This window comes from Bacillus sp. PK3-067, from assembly GCF_056738645.1.
In genome coordinates this window covers 2,263,937-2,284,926 of sequence record NZ_CP096490.1, presented here as the reverse complement: position 1 = coordinate 2,284,926, position 20,990 = coordinate 2,263,937, and the positions used below count along the sequence as shown (strand labels likewise).

The window sequence follows — 20,990 nt, the reverse complement described above, 5'->3', positions numbered from 1 at the left end:
TTTTTCCATCAATCCAAAGTATGAATGGGAATACGAATATAGTTTAATCTTAATACTTTATTCTTTATGGAATAAGTGAATTTATTAAGCTACCTACAACAGCACAAAACAAAGACTAGACACATATCCTAATTTTGTAACCTAACTTACCTATAGAAAGGTGGGTAGTACAATTGACTGCCAACATCGACTATACCTCCCCCTCAACCAATTTTACTTTTGATGTAAATAAAAGTAATTTTTTTCGAAAAGATGCCCAAAATTATATAAATGTACTTGGCATTAAACAATTAAATACTTTAGAAAATACTTCTTTATTAGATATTTATTTAAGTACAGGAAATGTTGTAGAACCACATATTCATCAAAATGCAGCTGAACTTGTTTATTGTATTTCAGGGTCTGCTGTTGTTTCTTTACTTAATCCATTTACGAATCAAATATTAAACTTACCGATAAAACCGGGGCAAGTTGCCAACATTCCACAAGCGTGGTGGCATTATGAAATTGCTACAGCAGATAATACTCATTTATTAGCTATTTTCAACGCTCCAACTCCAGAAGTTATTTTCGGTTCTGACATTTTAAGATTAACTCCAGCTCATATGATGGCCCATACTTACTGCCTCAATGAACAACAATGGAAACAAGCGGTTTCCCCTATTCAATCAACTACTGTAATTGGTCCTCCGGCAAACTGCAATCAAAACCGTGGAATGAAAAATTACCCAACCCAGCCCCTCCCTCAACAACATAATCCGTATCACCAAGATTCTTATTACTTTCCTCTTTACTGGGGCTATTAATTTGTAAATTTTTAAAAGAATCATCATTTATCTCCTAGGAAAATACCGAGGAGATTTTTTTATTGTATGTTCTCTTCCTATTAATAATAGTAACAATTGATAGTGTACATACATATAATATTTATATATTAAATTGGAGGTGATAGTACTATGAGTAATTATAACTATCGAAAAAACTACTCTTATAATAAAAATAGTAGCTCTTCAGCATCCTCTCAATCTTCCAATTCTCAATCTTCCAATTCCCAATCGCAAAGAGACTTAGCCGAGCAAGGCTATGTAAAGAAAAAAGGATGTAACTGCAATAAAAATAAATAGTTTATTTTATGGATGAATTCTTTTTTAAAAGAATTCATCTTTTTTTGCTGATCGGAAATTTTTAAAGTTACATAACTTATGCCTTAAATGAGAAAGGGTAAATTATACTTTTTTATACGAACTTAACAAAGAGTAATTGTTCAATGGATTTATTACTTATTTCTCAAAAAAATATAGTCCTTCCTAAATTTATTAGGAAGGACTATATACAAACCCCTGTTTAATTTCCTACTAAATGTAACAAATTAAACGATATTAATACCTGCACTTACAAATCCAGCAACTGCAGCTATTGGACTTGCTGCTGTTAATGAAACATATAACAGTATTTTGTCCCCAGCTGCTACTGGAATAGCTTCAGGTATGATTCCTGATGCTGTAGAACCAATCGCTATTGCGGCAAATGCTGGTGTTAATAAAAGAGGTGCGCCTTGTACTGTAAACGTATTGCTTGCTGCAGGTGCAGTTAATATTTGTATTTGCACTTGAACAGGTGATAATGGAGCTAATGCAGCTGTTGCACTAAAGAAACCTGCTAATGACGTAATAACCCCTGCTCGTGGTGCTACAAATGCATAATCACCTACACCTAATGCTAATGTGATACTTGTTCCACCCGTTAATGCTATACCAGGCTGACTAAATCCAAATCCAAGAAGAGTTCCTGTATTAGCTACTAACGCATTAACTAACGCTGCTGGTGTTGTACCTGAAGCAAACGGAATAATAGCTCCGCCACCAGTTGCACCCGTTGCTCCTGTTAAGCCTGTTGCTCCTGTTAAACCTGTTGCTCCCGTTGGGCCTGTTGCTCCTGTTGGACCTGTCGCTCCTGTTAAGCCTGTTGCTCCTGTTAAACCTGTTGGACCTGTTGGACCTGTCGCTCCCGTTGGGCCTGTTGCTCCTGTTAAACCTGTTGCTCCACCAGTACCTGCTGGACCTGTCGCTCCTGTTGGGCCTGTTGCTCCTGTTGCTCCTGTTAAACCTGTTGGACCTGTTGGACCTGTCGCTCCGCCTCCTGGACCTGTTGGACCTGTTGGACCTGTCGCTCCACCTCCTGGACCTGTTGGACCTGTTGGACCTGTTGCTCCGCCTCCTGGAGTAGCACCAATTAATTGAGTTAATAAGTTTAATAAAAGTTGTAAACTTGCAGGGTCAATAATTAAAGAGAAGAAGAATGGTGCAAGAGCACTGTAGAATTGTTGTAATAAAGAAAGTAATTGACTTAGATTTGGGTTAGGAGATTGTAGTAAATTAATAATACTTTGAATTAATTGTTTTAAGAAATTCCCTTCTGGAGAAGGTGCTAATTCATTTAGTAAGTTCAATAGTTGAGTAAACAAATTGAGTAAAGCTAATCTGTTTGCATCACTTGGATTTGCAAAAAACGCTGCAATAGCCGCTATTAAAGAGTTTAGTAAAGTAATTAATCTACCTAATTGCTCACTGGTAATTGGAACTGTTTGTGGATTGTTACAGCAATCTGGAGTGAAAACAATCGGATTATTGCAGTGGTTATGACCAAAACAATTATTGTTTGTCATTTATGTCCTCCTTACTTGTTTTATATTTGAGTTTTTCCTATTATAAGGATCATAAAGTTGTAAAAAATTATGTTATATATTGACTTAAAATAGGAAACATGAAATATAATTAAACTTACAAACGCTATTTAATTATGTTCATGACTCACATATTAATTATATGTTTTTAATAATTGACTGCTTAGATTAAACACCTAAACTTACGGGTTTATTTTATTTTTCCACGTTTATCTCTTAGGTTTAAATACACATATTAATTTGAATATACTCAACAATTAACAGTACCATTTTTTATATAAATATACATTATTTCTTTACTAAGATTGTGTTCTCTTTTTAAACATGAAGCCGTTTGTATTATAGAGAACTCTCATATAATATATTGAAAAATTCATTTTATATTTTATTCCAATACACTGTGAAAAGGATTGAAGTTAAAATCCCTATCATTCAACCATTTATGACAGCTAGAAATTGAATGTACCTTCACTTAATTTTAACTATTTAAATATAAAACAAAAAAAGACAGATTCCTTTTCATTAAGGATCTGTCCTTTTAATTAATAATGATAAATTGTAATATAATTGAAGATCCTTGCGATGGAGGTTGAGTATCCAATAAAGTTAATTTACCAGTACTCACCTCATATAATGGCTGTGGTTGCATTATTCCATTAATAAATAAATTAATATATGAAACTTCACTAGGCGATAATATATTCGTTGTACCATATTGAGGTATCCCATCGGCATCTGTATATATAAGTTTCTCTCCATCTGCAAAAGTATAATATAACAAATTGGTTGTTGTTATAGGGCCAATCCCCCCGGTAGGACCTGTTGCTCCGGTTGGGCCCGTTTCTCCGGTTAGCCCGGTTACTCCAGTTGGGCCCGTTATTCCAGTCGGGCCCGTTTCTCCAGTTGGACCTGTTTCTCCGGTCGGGCCCGTTATTCCGGTTGGGCCTGTTATTCCGGTCGGCCCCGTTTCTCCGGTCGGCCCCGTTATTCCAGTCGGGCCCGTTATTCCTATTGCTCCGGTTACTCCGGTTGCTCCTGTTATTCCGGTCGGGCCCGTTATTCCGGTTGCTCCTGTTATCCCTGTTGCTCCCGTCGGGCCCGTTATTCCTATTGCTCCGGTTACTCCGGTTGCTCCTGTTATTCCAGTCGGGCCTGTTGCTCCGGTTGGGCCCGTTATTCCAGTCGGGCCCGTTTCTCCAGTTGGACCTGTTGCTCCGGTCGGGCCCGTTATTCCGGTTGGGCCTGTTGCTCCGGTTGGGCCCGTTTCTCCAGTTGGACCTGTTGCTCCGGTTGGGCCCGTTATTCCGGTTGGGCCTGTTGCTCCGGTTGGAATATAAATTGGTGGAAGAATCGGAAATGTAGGTCCAATATTTTCTGGGCCTATCATCCCCTTATTCAATGGTAAATTGTCATTGCGTTTCAATTTAATACCTCATTCCACATGTTTTTTAATTCATACACATCATTATGACCCTATTATTAAAGAATAACTTTATAACTATTCTCTTTTTTCTTCCCAAAGAATTATTACATATATTAAACATTTTACCGTTGCTATAACCGCTTTAATTAATATAATAAATTAATCATTCTATTTAAAAAGTACTAAATCTATTACATTCTTATTTAAAAAGATGAGGTGATTTATATTCAAGATAATAATGAAATTAGAAAAAAAGAAATAATGTCAATGGCCCTTGACATTATTTTCCCTTACAGGCTTACTGGACCTACTGGAAGTACTGGGCCTACCGGAAGTACTGGGCCTACCGGGAGTACTGGGCCTACCGGGAGTACTGGGCCTACCGGGAGTACTGGGCCTACCGGGAGTACTGGGCCTACCGGGAGTACTGGGCCTACCGGGAGTACTGGGCCTACCGGGAGTACTGGGCCTACCGGGAGTACTGGTTCAATCGTTACAACAAACTCTATGTTCGCTAATAATACATCAGGTGGCCCTGTTTCAGTCGTATTAGGAGGAACAAACATTCCACTTTCAAATAACCAAAGTCTTGGTAATTTTACAGTTAACGCTTCAAATGACGTATTTACAATTCCTGTAACTGGAAGATATCATTTAACCTATCAAGTTAATACGACAACCGCTCTACTTGCTGGAACTAGACTACTATTAAACGTTTCTACGCCAATTCCTGGCTCTATTTTTTCTCCCGCTTTATCAACTTCAAATTATAGTAATAATTTAATTACTAATTTAAATGCTGGTAATACAATTTCACTACAATTATTTGGTATATTATCTGTCGTGAATTTAGTTGGAGGTGGATCAACAGGTGCCTCTCTTACAATTATACGAATTGATTAAAAAATGATTCATTCTTTTTATAATAAACAATCTAAATACTCAATTGGTAAATATTACGAGAGTGATGACGTAATAAAAATAAATTGTACTATATCCATAGTAGAAAACATCTATACTAAATTTTCCGTATATATATTATCAATTTACACTTCCCCCATGTCGGTGTTACATTAAAGATGAAGATCGTTTCTTCTTTACAGACCATCTCAATATGTATTTGAGGAACATCTCCAATCCTATACGCGAGAGCAATACTATATTGACACTCAATTGAGTGTCTTTTTTTATATTCAAAAAATAAAACCATCTCTTATAGATGGTTTTAACAATACACATTTACTCTTTATATTATTGCCAGCTTATAAAGCTGGATAATAAATAGTCATACTTAACCGCGTTAATGTTCTTCCTGAATTAGTATAAGTATGCGGTCTATCCGCCTTAAAGCGAATTGAGTCTCCATTATTTAACGTATATTGACAATCGTTTATGTCAATTGTCAATTTCCCTTCAAATACCGTTATAAACTCTTCTGTTCCTTCTTTATGCGCTTCTGAACTTAATTTCCCTTCTGTATCAATTTCAACCATATAGATTTCAAAATTCCTATTATCTTGGAAAGGAAATGAGGGATACACCTTATATCTCCCATTGTCTTCAGACAATACTTGAACATCATTTCGTAAAACTACTTTCGTATCAGGCTGTGGATTATTAATTAAAGAGGTAAATGATACTTTCAAACCATTAGCAATTTTCCATATTGTTGTTAGTGTCGGGCTTGAATCTCCTCTTTCTATCTGTCCAATCATTGTTTTACTTACACCTGTTAATTGAGAGACCTTTTCTAAACTTAATTTTTCTTTTTCACGTATTGATTTTAAATTTTTTGCCAGAATAAGTTGAATTTCTTCCATAAAAAACACTCCTACACTGTATACAATATAACGACCGTTATGTATAATAAAAAGCACACGTTATATTGTTCTTTTCGGTCATTATAACACACAAAAAATAGGGGGTTTTGAAATGCCTATATTTTCTTTTTTGTTATTTGTATTTATAAGTAGCTTCACACCTGGTCCCAACAATTTCTTAGCTATGACATACGCAAATCAACATGGATTAAAGAGAAGCATAAACTTTTGCTTTGGAGTAGCATTCGGTTTTTTCATCCTCACTTCTTTATGCAGTTTCTTTAATATTGTATTAATTAATATTATCCCTATAATTGAATTTCCTTTAAAAATTTTAGGTGTCGCGTATATGCTATATTTAGCCTTTAAAATAATTACTAGTAAAGGCGGTGCCGGTCACAATGAAAAAAATAATAAAAACTTATTTACAGTGGGTATTTTCCTTCAATTTATTAACCCTAAAGGAATATTATTCGGACTCACAGTAGTCTCTACTTTTATACTCCCTTACTACAATTCATATTCAAGTTTTCTACTTTTCTCATTATTTCTAGGTATAGTCGGTTTACTGAGTACATTTAGTTGGAGCCTTTTTGGTTCCATGTTCCAAAAACTTTTATTAAAACATAATCAATTATTTAACATCATTATGGCTGTTTTATTAGTTTTCAGTGCCGTTTCAATCGTTATACACTAATTCGATGCTCATTTTAGATTTTGTACTTTTTAATACCACTCTTTATCATTCAGACTACTTTACATACTAATCCATCCACATACCCTATGTGGTTTAAAACTTTTAAGAGGAAACCTTCTAACAATAGGTTTCCTTCCATATTATATTAAATAAGAAGCAGGTTAAATACGGAGGTGATTTTGATTAAGACTACTTTAATTTCTCATTTTTACAATGAAGAATATTTACTTCCGTGGTGGTTAATGCACCATACAAAGCTATTTGATCATGGCATTCTTATTAACCGTGGATCCACTGATCGTTCAGTTGAAATCTGTAAAACATTCGCTCCTAATTGGGAAATACGAAACTCAAAATCATTCGAATTTGATGCTTATTTAGTTGATCAAGAAGTTATGGAAATTGAAAGAGAAATTACAGGATGGAAAATGGTATTGAATACGACAGAATTCCTGTGCTGTTATAATAAAGAACAATTTTTCAAATCACTTAACACTATGGGCGGCAATATGTTTTCAATAAGAATGATTATGATGATTGATGAACCGACTCATGGCTACACTAATCCAAGATATAGCTCTCCGCTTGTTAAACAACGTTATCACGGCATAATAATTCAACCTAATCCAAACCAACTATATCTTAACGGTAGATTAATTCACAATAATTCGCACGGGAACTATAGAGTCGGGAGACATGGTTCGCATTATCCTTATAGCATTTACATGGAACCTGCTTTTATTTTTAAATTTTTTTATAGTCCATGGAACGATGCAATGAAAAAACGAAAATTACAAATCGGGCCTACTCTTTCTCAACATAGTGTACGACGCGGATTAGGTTCTCATCACTTAACAACAATTGAAAAATTAGAAAAAAAATACAAATACTATGCAACCTTAACTACGGATCTCCGGTTATTCCCAGAATACCAAATTATATTTCCTGATCTTTGTCCTTAATGTCATGAATATTTAGTTTCGACATCCATCCGTTTTTTATTAACATACCAACTCCAACTAAATACTTTTCTCTAGTAGAAATCTGAGCTAGAACTCTTGCTGCACGGAAATTCCTCTTATTTAATCTCGTATCACTAGCCTATAATCTTTCATACCATTTCATTAAGCACTTGATGTTGGATCAGAAATAAAAAATGGTAGTTCATTTGGAAAATTTTCAATTTCAGATTTTATACCTTCTAAAACAAAGAATTCAAACAATAGAACCTAAACTAAGATTTTAAGTTATGGCTTTATTTTTTTCTTATTATTCACTTTAAAATCTTTTTATAATAATATTGAAAAATACGATATAATATAAATTACTGTTCTTTAGGAGGATCACAATGGCTGATAAGTATAAATTTTTTATTCTCATTGTTACCGCATTTTTTTCATTCTTTTCTTTAATAAAAGATTTCCGCAACACTTCAAAAAGTTTCTTTTGGGGTAGTTTTATCATTCTTACAAGCTTCATGATACTATTAATACATGCTCTAGATTTAACTCAAATACTTTTTTATCCAAAGCAAATTGCGCTTGAATTTATTACAATACCACGTAAATTATTTCTACCATCTGTCACTGAGGCCGCCAGTTTCCCTCCAACACTAAGATAATAATTTGATTAAGAGCTCTTTCTAAAAGAGCTCTCTTTTTTAACATAAACATACCATATACAAAATCCAACCTTAACCACTTAATTACTTATAAGAACCTAACTTATAAAACGCATAATAATTATATTTATTTACTAGTATACAAGCCGTATCTCTTAGTAGAAGCACAGCATAATATACGATACAGGACAAAACTTTCAAAAAACTTGTCTAAGTTAATTCTCAAAAAGGGGTGAATATAAATGCCTATCGTTAAACCTTTTATAGCAGGAAGACGATTTGTAAGTACAGCAGCAACAGGAACTGCTGCTGGAGCAGATTTAACTTTTGCTAACACAGACTTCACTGATGACACTGGTGCTGTAACAACATTCCCTGCTTCTTATGCCTTTTTAACACTTTATATTAATGGTGTTATTCAAACAGGTGATACTATTACTGGTGTGACTACTACAGCTGCTACTATTGTAGGAGGAGCAGTCCTAGATGGAGGCACTCCTATCGCAATTGAATTTACTATAACGTAAATTTAGTTGTCTTTTTAGAGGTTTCATTAAAAGAAACCTCTAATTTTAAAAATTCACATCAATTTTAGTAGCAACTACATAATACAGTGCAAATACTAGATAGAATGATAGAAATTTATACTCACTCTCAAAAAGAGCACTTATCTGTATTGATCTTTTTGAGAGTGCAATAATTTTGCGCCTATTTGCTCTTGGAGAACCTACTAAGCAGTTAGCTAACTGCTTTTCCATATAGTATTTATTATTATTCATTGCTTTATTCGTAATAGTGAAGCTTGTGCACTATCTACTATAAATTTTCATATATTGTATTATGCTTGTCCAAAATGTGAAGTTAATACTCACGAAATCTAAATACAAGAAAGGAGTGAAAATATGCGCTCATCCATTCGTAAATTCGCTAATTTTAATTGTGAAGCACACGCACCTAGTACACTACCTGCCCTAGGTTTTGCATTCAATGCTACTTCACCTCAATTCGCAACATTATTTACACCACTACTATTACCTAGTACAGGCCCAAATCCTAATATTACTGTCCCTGTAATCAATGATACAATTAGTACTGGAACTGGTATTAAAATTCAGGTAGCTGGTATTTATCAAATTAGCTATACATTAACGATTAGCCTTGATAACGTTCCATTAGCCCCGGAAGCAGCACGCTTTTTCTTGACATTAAATTCATCGACTAATGTTATTGCAGGATCCGGAACCGCAGTCCGTTCTAATATTATAGGAACTGGTGAAGTCGATGTATCAAGTGGTGTCATTCTAATTAACTTAAACCCTGGTGATTTAATTCAAATTGTCCCCGTTGAAGTAATAGGTACAGTAGATATTCGTTCTGCAGCGTTAACAGTTGCACAAATTCGTTAATAAAGTGAAACTTTAATCAGCCCTCACCAATCGGACTTTACGGGCAGTCCAGCCCCCACCTAACTTCTTTGCTTCTGCTGAATTTTGAGGTGGGGGTCTTACTACCCGGCAAATAGCAGGATAAAAACAAAAGACTTGGCTAATTAACATTTATTGTTCCTTATACACAATATCTTTTTATAGATTTGACACACATTTATATTAAACAAGCATATTTTATTGTATGACTATATAGTCATACAAATCTAAAGCGTTCATAAAAGCACACTTATATGTGTGCTTTATTTTTCATTAAAACCTACAACATTCTCACACAATATCCATATATTATCTTGACTCCTCTCTAAATATATGATTTGTCTCAGAGCGCTTTTAACAGCGCTCTTTTTATTTAAATTCCAATTTTTAAAGTTCGATTTTATGATTTACGTTATACACATGCTACGCTACTTTTGAAACAAGGTATACATCCAAAGACTGTAAGTAAACACTTCAGTTATAAAGATATGTTCATAACATTAAATCGTTATTCACATGTTTTTCCTAGAATACAAGGGGGTGCTGTTAAAATATGTAGTGAAAGACCATTCGAATAGTAACATTTACAAATATAAAAATACGGTTTCTCCTCTCAAGAGAAACCGCAACATATCAATGCTTTTACTATATTTTAAACTGGCTCGTATACAAATCAAAATAAAACCCTCTATCTTCCATGAGAGATTCATGATTCCCTCTTTCTAAAATATTTCCATCTTTTATAACAAGAATTTGATCTGCTTTTTCAATTGTTTTAAGTCGATGAGCGATCACAAAACTTGTGCGACCTCTCATTAAATTATTTAGTCCTGCTTGTATTTGTAATTCTGTTCTTGTATCAATATTTGATGTCGCTTCATCGAGAATTAATATATCTGCATCTGCTAAAATTGCTCGTGCAATCGCTAGAAGTTGTTTTTGTCCTTGACTTAAATTCGATCCTTCTGAAGCAATTTCTGTTTCATATTGATTTGGCAAATGCTTAATAAAAGAATGTGCAGATGCTGCCTTAGCTGCAGTGATAACTTCTTCATCAGTAGCATCTAAGCGTCCATAACGGATATTATCCATAATCGAACCAGCAAATAAATACGTATCCTGTAAAACTACTCCTATTTTACTTCGTAAAGAATTAATATCATAATCTTTTATATCTTTTCCATCAATATGAATTTGTCCTTGCTGTATATCGTAAAAGCGAGTTAATAAATTAATGATTGTTGTTTTCCCTGATCCAGTCGGACCAACTAAAGCAATTGTCTCTCCTGGCTGCGCTTTAAGACTCACTTCTTTTAAAATCGTTTTATTTTCTGCGTAGCCAAATGAAACATTCTCAAGTGCAACATGCCCTTGTAAATTTTGTACAACGAATGCGTCTTTTTTATTTTGAATTTCTGGTACCTCATCCATAATTTCAAAAACACGTTCTCCACCAGCAACTGCCGCTTGAATTGTATTCATTAAAGTCGCAAATTGACTTAGCGGTCTTGAGAATTGACGAGAATAATTAATAAAAGCCGCAATAACTCCTACTGTTGTCATTCCGTTTAAGACCATAACTGATCCAGTCCCAATGACAAGGCCCATACCTAAATTATTAATAAAGTTCATACTTGGAAAAATAAAAGCTGAAAATGTATCAGCCTTCGTAGCTGAAACTCTTAGCTGTTCATTAATTTTATTGAAATTTTGTACAGTTTCTTTTTCTTTTCCGTACAACGTTGTAACATCCGCACCTGTAATTGCTTCCTCAATAAATCCATTTAATTCACCTAAATCTTTTTGACGCTTCGCAAAGTTTTTACCACTATATGCAACTAGTTTTTTTGTAACGTAAAACATAATAGGTACTGTAATTAAAGTTACAATTGCTAAAATCCAATTTAAAGCGAACATCGCAATCGTTACACCTATAAAAGTTAACGCTGATGAAATAATTTGTACAACACTTTGTGTCAAAGCTTGATTCAAATTATCTATATCATTTGTCACACGGCTCATTAAATCACCTTGGGAACGCACATCAAAGAACCGTAAAGAAAGCGTTTGGATTTTCTCAAAAATATCTTGTCGTATTTTTTGAATTGTTTTTAATGCAACGTTAATCATGACAAATGTTTGTAACCATGTTAAAAGTACAGTTACACCGTAAATTGCGATAAGTAACATACACATTCTTGCTGTACCACTTAAATCTTTCGGTACAATATATTGATCTATAATGACCCCCATAAAATAGGGACCTAATAATCCAAGTAAAGTAGTAACAACGACTAGAAATATAACAAACATAAGTGCAGCTTTTTGGTAGCCCATATAGTTCCATATCCGCATTACAGTTCCTTGAGCATTTTTAGCTTTCCCCATCTTTGGCGTGTTTCGTCCACCTTTATTAGCAAATTGCCCTTGAAAATTACGCATGTTCTTCCCCACCTTCTTTATGCAAATTACCACCTTGGGAAAGATAAATTTCCTGATAAACCTCACTTCGTTCTAACAATTGTTCATGTGTACCATTGCCAACTAATTCACCATTATCTAATACAAGTATTTTATCCGCATCCATTATGGAAGAAATTTTGGACGCGATTAATAAAGTCGTTGTGCCTTTATATTTTGTTTTTAAAGCTGTTTGAATAGTAGCCTCTGATTTTGCATCAACTGCTGATGTAGAATCATCTAATATGAGAATCGGTGGTTTTCTCACAAGTGCCCTTGCAATTGATACACGTTGTTTTTGTCCACCTGATAGATTTGTCGCACCTTGTGTTAAATTATATTGATAAGATTCTTCCAGCTTATTGATAAACTCAGTCGCACAAGCTGATGCAGCTGCTACTTCCAGCTCATCAAGTGTTGCATTTTCTTTACCATAACGTAAATTCTCTTCTATACTACCTGAGAACAACAAAGCCTTCTGAGGTACAAACCCTATTGAAGCACGGAGTTTTTGCAAATCATATGTTTTAACATCTATTCCATCTATACATATTTCACCTTGATCCACATCATATAGACGTGGTAACAGTTTCGCTAAGGTAGATTTACCACTTCCAGTTGATCCAATAATCCCTACTTTTTCACCTTTTTGTATGTTAAACGAAATATCTTTTAAAACGTATTCATTATTTTTCGTATAGCTATAACTAACATTTTTAAATTCGATATTCCCCTCGATTTTCTCAGGTTCGATTGCATTCGCTTCGCTTATTATATCAACCTCGGTATTTAACACTTGCTGTACACGATCCGCAGATGGAAAAGCTCTCGCAATTTGAATAAATACCATGCTAATCGACATAAGTGACATTAAAATGATATTCAAGTAATTAATAAATGCCAAAATCGCTCCTACTTGAAGCGTTCCATTGAATACTTTTTCTCCACCAATCCATAATGTTGCGACAATCCCGCCACTTACAACTAGCATAATGATTGGCATCATTAAAGAAATAAGCTGCACAGCTCGAATATTTATCTTCGTTAAATTTGTATTTACACTTCCAAATTGAGCGATTTCATATTTTTGTCTTACATACGCTTTTATAACACGTACACCAGATAAATTTTCTTGTAACTTTGTATTCACTTTGTCCAATGCCTCTTGCACCTTTTTAAATGTACCACTTGCTTTACTTGCAATTAAAATAATCGCAAGTAATAAAATCGGAACAACTACAAGTAATATTGGAAATAACTCTCTTGCTGTTACAAAAACAATAATTATACTTCCGATAAATAACAGCGGACCACGAACGAGAACACGTAATGTCATCGTCATTGCTGATTGAATGGAAGTGATATCATTCGTCACGATCGTTAATAATTTACCTGTTCCAAATGAATCACGATTATTACTAGAAAATGTTTCTATTTTCGCAAACACATCTTTTCGTATGTCAGTAGCGAAATTAACAGCTGCTTTTGTAGAATACATCATACACCCAAGCCCTCCAACTAAACCGAGTGCTGCTGCTCCTATCATAAGAAGCCCCATTTTTATTACATAATTTAAATCCCGATTTGCAATCCCAACATCAATGATATGTTGCATAATAGTCGGTTGAATTAAGTCCATCGCAACCTCAAGTACCATAAATAGCGGTCCAATAATAGCGAAGAACATGTATGGTTTTAAATACTGTAATAACTTACGAAATGATTTCATACATAGTCTCCTTTTCCCATGAAATTACCACTGAATAATTCATATCCCTCCTTATTTAAGCGATATTTTTTGTAATTTCTTCATTACTTCTATTATATTATGTAAATTAATATTTAACATTATTAAATGATAAGTATTAATGACTTTCTGGTCAATACATATGCTTTATATTATGTAAATACAAAAACCGCATTCTTAATGAAAAGAATACGGTTTTTCATCTATAATTCTTCAATTGTAAAATGTAAAAACTCAGTCTCAAATCCCTTATTTTTAGAAGGACTACACGTGTAAAAACCTATTTTAATAGGCTCATTTCCTATATCCTCCATTAAATGAGCGATTCTTATTTGTTCCCATTGATGTCTCTTTTTCACATATATTGTATAATCACCGCGTTTTCGAATAATTCGAAAACGAAGTTGTTGCTTAGCTGCTTCAGTTGGATAATCTTGCGTTGACCAATCAGAATATCCATTATTCGTTACGACAGCACCTAAGTGAGATGGCCCTTCGGGGATATATTCTAAAGATGTTTTTAGCCAACAGTTCTCCGAAATCATAACAAAAAGACCTGCTTGATCGAATTTTGAATTTGGATTCATACGTAACTGAACTTCAGCTTGAAAGTCTGTCATCATCTCATTATAAAATACATGACCATTCATTACTTCAAAACCATAATGTGTTTTAAGCCAAAAATCAGTTTCTGCTTTCGAACGGACAATAAACGCATGATTATCATTAATTTTATAGTATTCAGGTACATTCATTATAGTGAGTTGCTCAATATGTTCTGGTATATACGATATATTCATAGCTCCTCCATAATAAAGCATTTATATAGACATTTAAAACTCCGCTAATACTGGGAATTTATAACCTTTAAAATCTAACTCTTTATCACTTCGAACCATTAAATACTTGCTAGACTGTACTTCTGTAAACTGTACTTCCTCAACCCCTAATTGATCCGGAGAAAAATAAAATTCGATTTCCGTAAACCTTTCATTGATTTCTCCACATAATTCATCTAAAACCGGAAGTACTGGCGCAAATACTCCAAATAATTTTAACTTTTCATTTTCTACTTCATAAACGATTAGAGCATCTAGTTTCTCTGAATAATACAATTTCTCATTCCATTCCGAATCATACATATTCAAATAAAATGAAGGATGGAAGTTTAAAGTTGAAAAACTATTTGAAAGTCTTTGGCTACTATCAATAGTTTCATGTATTAACTGTCTATTCTCTATATTATAGTAATCTAACTTTTTAAGTAGTGAATCGTTATTATTAATATTTTTATCATATGGTATAGTCATCAAATATTCCTGCACAACTTTAAATCCAAATGCTGTATATAGTTCAGGGTTTTCCGTAAACAATAATGCACATTCACATTTCTTATCGATTTCTTCTATCATTTTACCCATTAATTGTGTCATTAAGCCTTGTCTACGAAAATTAGGGTGTGTCATTACTGATTGAATACCCGCTGCATTTATTTTTTCACCATTAATTAATAATGGGAGTGAAAATGCCGCAACATTTGCAATCACTTTATCTTCTTGTAAAAATGATAAAGCTTTATATGTATCATCCCAATATCCTTTATCCGAAAAATCATTCAATGTTTGAGTTGTAATTCCAAACACTTCTTCAAATAAAGGAAATAACTGCTCTCTTTTCGGTTCTTCTATTAGAAGACTTGCCAATTTTTCAACATTCCCCATGTTGTACCTCCAAATGTTAAATTCCATTAAATTAGATATACTTATATGACCTACTCTTAAAAATAGAGGTCTTACCAATCAATATACTATCACAAAACATAAAAAAAAAGTCTAATTAATTTTATGTTTTGACTATTTGAAAATAAGTCGAATAAAACGATATTAAGATTTTTGGATATTAATTAGTTTATTATACAAAAATAGCGCTTTCTAATTAGCTTTTACTAATAGAAATACACTATTTATAATAAAATATTTTTAGTCTTTTATTCCTTCAAGTCTTTCCTTCGTATTAATTTCTTCTCCACTTATACGCTTTTCAAAAGACTTTCTCCAACTACATGAAAGTGCATTTACTTCTAATATCCTTTTTACCCCTTCAATATTTTGTTTTTCCTTATGCATGATACGATTAGCAAACGCTACTGAAACACCTTTTGGATCAGACTGTAGTTTTTTTAAGGTATCGACTGATGATACCCATCCTTCTTTTAATACACGAAAATAAAATCCTGTATATCCTGTTTCTTGAAAATATAGTGGTAACTTTGGAATATTATATTTTTTTGCTAATTTAAAACAAGGTTGCCTTGGTTGTGTTACCTGTACGATTGCCTGTCCTAGCTCAAACGTATCACCAATACAAACATCCTCTTCGCGCATACCACTAACTGTTATATTTTCTCCGAAAGCCCCATATACAAAATCTTGATTCAATTCTTTTTCCCAATATGGATAGTGATCACCAGTATAAACACAAACTGCTTTATCTACTCCTCCATGATGAACTAAGTCAGCTTGTCCATCCCCATTAAATTTTACAAAGGATAAATATACCGGTTCCTTTACTTGTTTCTTATTTATGCCTGTATGAATTACTTTTCCGCCGTATGTAACCTCTTTTGGTAATCCTATATTTAAAGATAATAATTGATATTCATTAGCCATTCTATTTCCTCCTTTAAAGGTGTTACATGTATTTTCTCTCGATTGATTTTTACAAACCTCTCTGTTATATAAAGATGATTATAAAACCTCTAAAATCATTGTTCAATTCAATTATTTATATAATAATGATAGGTATAACCTATTATTATACTTGAGGTGATTCCAATCGAATTACGACAACTTGAATACTTTTTAGCTGTTTCAAAAGAATTACATTTCACAAAAGCAGCTGAGAAATTAAATATTTCACAGCCTTCACTAAGTCAACAAATACGTGCATTAGAGCATGAAGTAGGAATGCCACTTTTCGATCGAATTGGTAAAAAAATATCTTTAACTGAAGCAGGGAAGGTTTTATTATCACATAGTAAAACCATTTTTCATGAAGTCGAACAAGCTCGTTCAGCTATTCAAGACCTAAACGGATTACAGCAAGGTTCCTTAACAATAGGGGCTTTGTTAACCGTCGTAAATTATTTACTACCACCAGCTATTTTAAATTTTAATAATTTATATCCTAATATAGAGCTTTCTGTATTAGGGCTTCGTACAGGAGATATTCGTGAAAAATTATTACAAAACGAACTAGATATTGGAATTACATTTCTCCCGGTGCAAGATAAAGAGATTATCTCCATCCCTCTATACAAAAGCGATCTTACATTGGTCGTGCCCACTGGTCATCGATTAGCTGAACGTAATCATGTATCTATTGCTGAATTACAGAACTACCCTTTAATTCTTTTACCTAAAAATTTCTTTTTAACCGAACTAATTACATCTCATTGTCAAAAGTTAAACTTTAAACCAAGGCCAATTTTAGAAATTAGTACGATGGAATCTTTAATCCAAATGGTTTCCAAAGGAATGGGAATTACAGTGTTACCCAAACCATATATAGACTTTTTACAAAATAAAAACATTCAAGCTATTAAAATAGAAAACCCTACTCCAATAATTGAAATAGGGCTAATTTATAGAAAAGATAAATATATGTGTGCTGCAACTCGAGAATTTATTGAGCAACTAAAAATCACAGTACGTTCTTTCCAAAACTAAACAAAAGAGATTATCCTATGAAACCGTTTCACAACAATTTAGTAGAATAATCTCTTTTCAAAACAAAGTAAACATTATATTTAACTCTTATAAACTTTAATGTACCTTTTTAGATATTGGAATATATTTAGTAAAATATGCACCAACTAGCAATAATACAATTGAAAATAACCAAGTAAAAGCACCGCCAAAATGAAACCAATATGCAAACATATTTAAGATTGCAAGTGAAAAGAAGCAAATAGAAGTTACCGCACTTTTCAATCCTTTTATCCCAGACTTTTTTCTCTTTTGATAAGCAATATACATCGCAATGACAAGAAAAAAGATAAGAACAAATGGTAACATAACCTTTAGTATTGATAATCCCTCCAGTATAAATGCACTCTTTACATCACCATCTTATCCCATTTATCTTTTAGGTATCAATTCATTCTTATCTTCCTTCCAAAAGTCAGTATAAGTTTTATTTTTAAAGTTCACGTTCACCTCAGAAAACGGCATACTTCCTCCAACTTTCAATGAATACCAGTCGTTTAAAAGTGGTGATCCGAAACAAATCTTCATTGTACGATCATGTAAATCGAATAATACAGAATGTAAAGTTCCAAACCATTCTTCATAGTTATGCACAGTAAGTCCAGCAGGATATTCTTCTTCTACTAACTTTTTTAAAGACTCTATGCTTACTTGTTCACATCTATTTAAATGCTCATGTAAAAGGTAATATCTCTTTGTTGATTGTTCTAATTTCCTATTATTTAATTTCTGAATTGATGAACTAACTGCATGGTTTGTTGATACAATAAAAGCTTGTTTTTCATCATCAATCATTCTTGTGGATTTATGACCGTCAAATATTTCAATATATGCTGCATTTAAAGGATCAGCTATTATTAAATTAATATTACTAGCAATTGGGATTTCTTCTATTAGTAACTTAGCTTCCTGCACATTTTTACATTTCTCCAACAACAATCGAATTACCGCAAAACATTGTAAACCACTCACCATTGGCTTTCTTAAACCTGCAATATTTCCTACTGGTTGACCACATGCTGAAAATGTAACAGCTAATCCATGCTCGTTTATCCCTTCCGTTCGGCCAAAATATTGAGTAGAAAAGCCACTATGTGCATACGCACCTTCAACATGAGTTGAACAAAAACGCATATCATCTATTACTGGTGACAAATCATAATTCCTTAATACATATGTGTGCTCTAAATCGGTCTTTTTAGGTAATACTGCACAATGACTACAACCTGCTTTCAATAGTGTTTGATAGTAATACATCATATTTTTTGAAGGAATTTTTAACACTTCACAAAACCCCTCAATTTCTTCATTTATGCCTGGACAATGTTTGTTTAGTATATTTCTCGATTCTGTCCAATGGTTATTCGATATTACATTTTCTTCGTGTATAAATTGCGGGATGAGATACGGATTTTGTTTCACGAATTCCCCTTGTTGCTTTCCAATCTCATAATAACTTCCTTTTAATGATGAAAAATACCCCTTTACTTGATACATCAAACTCCCCCTCACATTGGATATATCCATATCGTACCAAATGGATTTCATTCATCCTTGATGTTTTTTACTATCTTTCTTTAACACCATTCCATTTTAATATCTCCACTAATAATTATTTACTAGACAATTAAAGTTTTGTTAATATTGCTGTAATAGCTTTATTTCAAAATAAAGTAGTTTGGATATCAAATGAGCAAAATACTTTGTTAAACCCACTTATAAGCAATCATCTAATTCATGAAATCAAAAAACTTATTTATCAAAATAAAAGGAGAATTTATGTATGAGTAGTTGCAAACCAATTGATAAATTAACTATTGAGGACCTAAAACAAAACCCCATTTGGGAATGGGGAATAGATGAAGAGGAAAACGAAGAACATGACGAAACATGGGTAAAACCAGCGGCAACTACTAATTTTACAGAAGAATTAAACGGTTCAATCGTACTAGGCGAATTATTCTTACATAATGGTGAAAAATTCCCTATGATGTGTGAAATTGATATTGAAGGTGACGAGGCCGTAATTCGTTCTGTTGTTTATTATAAGGAAGCAAAAAATGAGTATATTGCTATAGAAGATATTGTGAAAACGGTCGAAATGCCGTTATCGATTATTATTAATCTTACAATTCATGCAGAATCAAAAACCTTACGCTTCACTGCACATAAAGTAGACATTTATAAAAATTCAATAACGACTAATTTTAATTAAAGTCGGCCGAAATAAAGAAAACAATTATGAAATACAAACTGGGGAGTCATTAACGATTCCCCAGTTTTTTAAACTATATTAAAGTATCCCCTTTTCCACTAAAGTCTCTGCAATTTGAACTGAATTCCAAGCCGCACCTTTTAATAGGTTATCGGAAACAATCCAGAGGTGGAATCCGTTTGGCGTATCAGGATCTTTACGTATTCTTCCGACAAATGTATCTATTTTCCCTTCTGCATATAATGGCATTGGATACAGCTGTTCACTAGGGTTATCCTGCAAAATAACACCTGGTGCATCCATTAGTATTCCCTTGATTTCCGCAACGCTTGCTTCTTTTTCCAGTTCTATATAAACCGATTCTGAATGCCCCGATACAACTGGAACACGTACACAAGTAGCTGCCATTTTCAAGTTTTCATCTTCTAATATTTTCTTCGTTTCTTGAATCATTTTGACTTCTTCAAAAGTAAAATCATTGTCTGTAAATATATCTACTTGAGGCAGTACATTAAATGCTATTGGATAATGTTTTTTATCATTTTTCACCGGTAATATATCACTCTTCACTTCTTCACCTGCAAGTATAGACTTAGCCTGCTCTCGTAATTCATGAATCGCATGAATGCCAGAACCCGATACAGCTTGATATGTTGAAACGATAATTCTTTCTAAACCAAATGATTTTCGAATCGGCTGAAGTGCTGTTACCATCTGTAGTGCTGAACAATTTGGAACTGCAATGATACCTTTATGCTGTTTTAAAGTGTGCGCATTCACTTCCGGAACAACGAGCGGTACACCTTGTGCCATTCGGTACTCACTTGTGTTATCAATTACAATCGCACCACTAGAAACTGCATGAGTTACAAATTGTCTAGATACTTCTCCCCCAGCGCTAAAAAAGGCAATATCTACACCTTCAAAGCTAGTTGTTTTTGCCTCTTGTATAATTATCTCTCGTCCTTTGAATCTTACTTTCTTACCAGCGGATCGTTTTGACGAAAGCAATGTAACTTCAACTATATTAAACTTCATTTCATTCTCTAACAGTTCAATAATTTTTTGCCCTACCGCACCTGTAGCCCCAACAACAGCTACATGATAGCCCTTTTTGATCATCTTTTCTCCTC

Annotated in this window: 20 protein-coding genes; 9 read left to right on the top strand and 11 right to left on the bottom strand. The window is 33.5% G+C overall.

Features of this window, described 5'->3' with window-relative positions; genetic code table 11:
• The first annotated feature begins 173 nt into the window (after positions 1–173).
• Positions 174–806: a cupin domain-containing protein gene (locus M1D73_RS11880; RefSeq protein WP_000126309.1), complete on the top strand. Its 633-nt coding sequence runs from the start codon at positions 174–176 to the stop codon at positions 804–806.
• 563 nt (positions 807–1,369) lie between these two features.
• Here M1D73_RS11880 and M1D73_RS11875 read toward each other — a convergent pair.
• Together M1D73_RS11875 and M1D73_RS11870 are read right to left on the bottom strand one after the other, a co-directional pair.
• Positions 1,370–2,665 (bottom strand): exosporium glycoprotein BclB-related protein, encoded by a 1,296-nt coding sequence (locus tag M1D73_RS11875; protein WP_136363386.1) that lies wholly within the window; start codon positions 2,663–2,665, stop codon positions 1,370–1,372.
• A gap of 556 nt (positions 2,666–3,221) precedes the next feature.
• Entirely contained in the window at positions 3,222–4,106 is an 885-nt protein-coding gene (locus M1D73_RS11870) for a DUF4183 domain-containing protein (RefSeq protein WP_000827723.1), read from the bottom strand.
• A gap of 216 nt (positions 4,107–4,322) precedes the next feature.
• On the opposite strand from M1D73_RS11870, the gene M1D73_RS11865 reads away from it, so the two are divergent.
• Positions 4,323–5,009, top strand: coding sequence for a BclA C-terminal domain-containing protein (locus M1D73_RS11865; RefSeq protein ID WP_481158024.1), 687 nt, complete (start codon positions 4,323–4,325; stop codon positions 5,007–5,009).
• 359 nt (positions 5,010–5,368) lie between these two features.
• On the opposite strand, the gene M1D73_RS11860 is transcribed toward M1D73_RS11865, so the two are convergent.
• Positions 5,369–5,983, bottom strand: coding sequence for a helix-turn-helix domain-containing protein (locus tag M1D73_RS11860; protein ID WP_113732221.1), 615 nt, complete (start codon positions 5,981–5,983; stop codon positions 5,369–5,371).
• A gap of 55 nt (positions 5,984–6,038) precedes the next feature.
• Here M1D73_RS11860 and M1D73_RS11855 point away from each other — a divergent pair, with 55 nt between their 5' ends.
• The 5 genes from M1D73_RS11855 (at position 6,039) to exsF (ending at position 9,650) form a co-directional block, all read left to right on the top strand.
• Entirely contained in the window at positions 6,039–6,623 is a 585-nt protein-coding gene (locus tag M1D73_RS11855) for a LysE family transporter (RefSeq protein WP_001121273.1), read from the top strand.
• 179 nt (positions 6,624–6,802) lie between these two features.
• Entirely contained in the window at positions 6,803–7,585 is a 783-nt protein-coding gene (locus M1D73_RS11850) for a glycosyltransferase family 2 protein (protein WP_000598280.1), read from the top strand.
• Positions 7,586–7,971: 386 nt separating this feature from the next.
• The gene (locus M1D73_RS11845) at positions 7,972–8,244 is read left to right on the top strand and encodes a hypothetical protein (protein ID WP_000774115.1); all 273 of its coding nucleotides are present in this window, start codon (positions 7,972–7,974) and stop codon (positions 8,242–8,244) included.
• Positions 8,245–8,486: 242 nt separating this feature from the next.
• Positions 8,487–8,771, top strand: coding sequence for a DUF4183 domain-containing protein (locus tag M1D73_RS11840; protein WP_001123247.1), 285 nt, complete (start codon positions 8,487–8,489; stop codon positions 8,769–8,771).
• A 375-nt stretch (positions 8,772–9,146) separates the two neighbouring features.
• Entirely contained in the window at positions 9,147–9,650 is a 504-nt protein-coding gene (gene exsF / locus M1D73_RS11835; RefSeq protein ID WP_001257869.1) for an exosporium protein ExsF, read from the top strand.
• 663 nt (positions 9,651–10,313) lie between these two features.
• Here exsF and M1D73_RS11830 read toward each other — a convergent pair.
• The 5 genes from M1D73_RS11830 to M1D73_RS11810 form a co-directional block, all read right to left on the bottom strand.
• On the bottom strand, positions 10,314–12,110 hold the full coding sequence (locus tag M1D73_RS11830; protein ID WP_001243554.1) for an ABC transporter ATP-binding protein: 1,797 nt from the start codon (positions 12,108–12,110) through the stop codon (positions 10,314–10,316).
• Positions 12,103–13,857: an ABC transporter ATP-binding protein gene (locus M1D73_RS11825; protein WP_000834784.1), complete on the bottom strand. Its 1,755-nt coding sequence runs from the start codon at positions 13,855–13,857 to the stop codon at positions 12,103–12,105. Before M1D73_RS11825 ends, M1D73_RS11830 begins: the two co-directional genes overlap by 8 nt.
• Before the next feature lie 221 nt (positions 13,858–14,078).
• Entirely contained in the window at positions 14,079–14,675 is a 597-nt protein-coding gene (locus tag M1D73_RS11820; RefSeq protein WP_001027672.1) for a DUF1349 domain-containing protein, read from the bottom strand.
• Positions 14,676–14,708: 33 nt separating this feature from the next.
• Positions 14,709–15,596, bottom strand: coding sequence for a GNAT family N-acetyltransferase (locus tag M1D73_RS11815; RefSeq protein WP_000528674.1), 888 nt, complete (start codon positions 15,594–15,596; stop codon positions 14,709–14,711).
• A gap of 258 nt (positions 15,597–15,854) precedes the next feature.
• On the bottom strand, positions 15,855–16,544 hold the full coding sequence (locus tag M1D73_RS11810; protein WP_001262990.1) for an MOSC domain-containing protein: 690 nt from the start codon (positions 16,542–16,544) through the stop codon (positions 15,855–15,857).
• Between the two features lie 156 nt (positions 16,545–16,700).
• On the opposite strand from M1D73_RS11810, the gene M1D73_RS11805 reads away from it, so the two are divergent.
• A complete protein-coding gene (locus tag M1D73_RS11805; protein WP_000612248.1) occupies positions 16,701–17,603 on the top strand; it encodes a LysR family transcriptional regulator in 903 nt (300 codons plus the stop codon).
• Between the two features lie 96 nt (positions 17,604–17,699).
• Here the strand turns inward: M1D73_RS11805 and M1D73_RS11800 are convergent, their stop codons facing one another.
• Positions 17,700–17,951 carry a hypothetical protein gene (locus M1D73_RS11800; RefSeq protein ID WP_000936604.1) on the bottom strand — a complete coding sequence of 84 codons (252 nt, stop codon included), beginning with the start codon at positions 17,949–17,951 and terminating at the stop codon, positions 17,700–17,702.
• A 63-nt stretch (positions 17,952–18,014) separates the two neighbouring features.
• Positions 18,015–19,139, bottom strand: coding sequence for a C45 family autoproteolytic acyltransferase/hydrolase (locus M1D73_RS11795; protein WP_121868315.1), 1,125 nt, complete (start codon positions 19,137–19,139; stop codon positions 18,015–18,017).
• Between the two features lie 286 nt (positions 19,140–19,425).
• Here M1D73_RS11795 and M1D73_RS11790 point away from each other — a divergent pair, with 286 nt between their 5' ends.
• Entirely contained in the window at positions 19,426–19,857 is a 432-nt protein-coding gene (locus M1D73_RS11790) for a hypothetical protein (protein WP_000093112.1), read from the top strand.
• Between the two features lie 78 nt (positions 19,858–19,935).
• Here M1D73_RS11790 and M1D73_RS11785 read toward each other — a convergent pair whose 3' ends face one another.
• Entirely contained in the window at positions 19,936–20,979 is a 1,044-nt protein-coding gene (locus M1D73_RS11785; RefSeq protein WP_000591712.1) for an aspartate-semialdehyde dehydrogenase, read from the bottom strand.
• Positions 20,980–20,990: the final 11 nt, after the last annotated feature.

Coding starts and splice junctions, on each gene's coding strand:
- M1D73_RS11875 (WP_136363386.1), bottom strand. CDS start 2,665: ATGACAAACAATAATTGTTTTGGTCATAACCACTGCAATAATCCGATT.
- M1D73_RS11855 (WP_001121273.1), top strand. CDS start 6,039: ATGCCTATATTTTCTTTTTTGTTATTTGTATTTATAAGTAGCTTCACA.
- M1D73_RS11845 (WP_000774115.1), top strand. CDS start 7,972: ATGGCTGATAAGTATAAATTTTTTATTCTCATTGTTACCGCATTTTTT.
- M1D73_RS11840 (WP_001123247.1), top strand. CDS start 8,487: ATGCCTATCGTTAAACCTTTTATAGCAGGAAGACGATTTGTAAGTACA.
- exsF (WP_001257869.1), top strand. CDS start 9,147: ATGCGCTCATCCATTCGTAAATTCGCTAATTTTAATTGTGAAGCACAC.
- M1D73_RS11830 (WP_001243554.1), bottom strand. CDS start 12,110: ATGCGTAATTTTCAAGGGCAATTTGCTAATAAAGGTGGACGAAACACG.
- M1D73_RS11825 (WP_000834784.1), bottom strand. CDS start 13,857: ATGAAATCATTTCGTAAGTTATTACAGTATTTAAAACCATACATGTTC.
- M1D73_RS11820 (WP_001027672.1), bottom strand. CDS start 14,675: ATGAATATATCGTATATACCAGAACATATTGAGCAACTCACTATAATG.
- M1D73_RS11815 (WP_000528674.1), bottom strand. CDS start 15,596: ATGGGGAATGTTGAAAAATTGGCAAGTCTTCTAATAGAAGAACCGAAA.
- M1D73_RS11810 (WP_001262990.1), bottom strand. CDS start 16,544: ATGGCTAATGAATATCAATTATTATCTTTAAATATAGGATTACCAAAA.
- M1D73_RS11800 (WP_000936604.1), bottom strand. CDS start 17,951: ATGTTACCATTTGTTCTTATCTTTTTTCTTGTCATTGCGATGTATATT.
- M1D73_RS11795 (WP_121868315.1), bottom strand. CDS start 19,139: ATGTATCAAGTAAAGGGGTATTTTTCATCATTAAAAGGAAGTTATTAT.
- M1D73_RS11790 (WP_000093112.1), top strand. CDS start 19,426: ATGAGTAGTTGCAAACCAATTGATAAATTAACTATTGAGGACCTAAAA.
- M1D73_RS11785 (WP_000591712.1), bottom strand. CDS start 20,979: ATGATCAAAAAGGGCTATCATGTAGCTGTTGTTGGGGCTACAGGTGCG.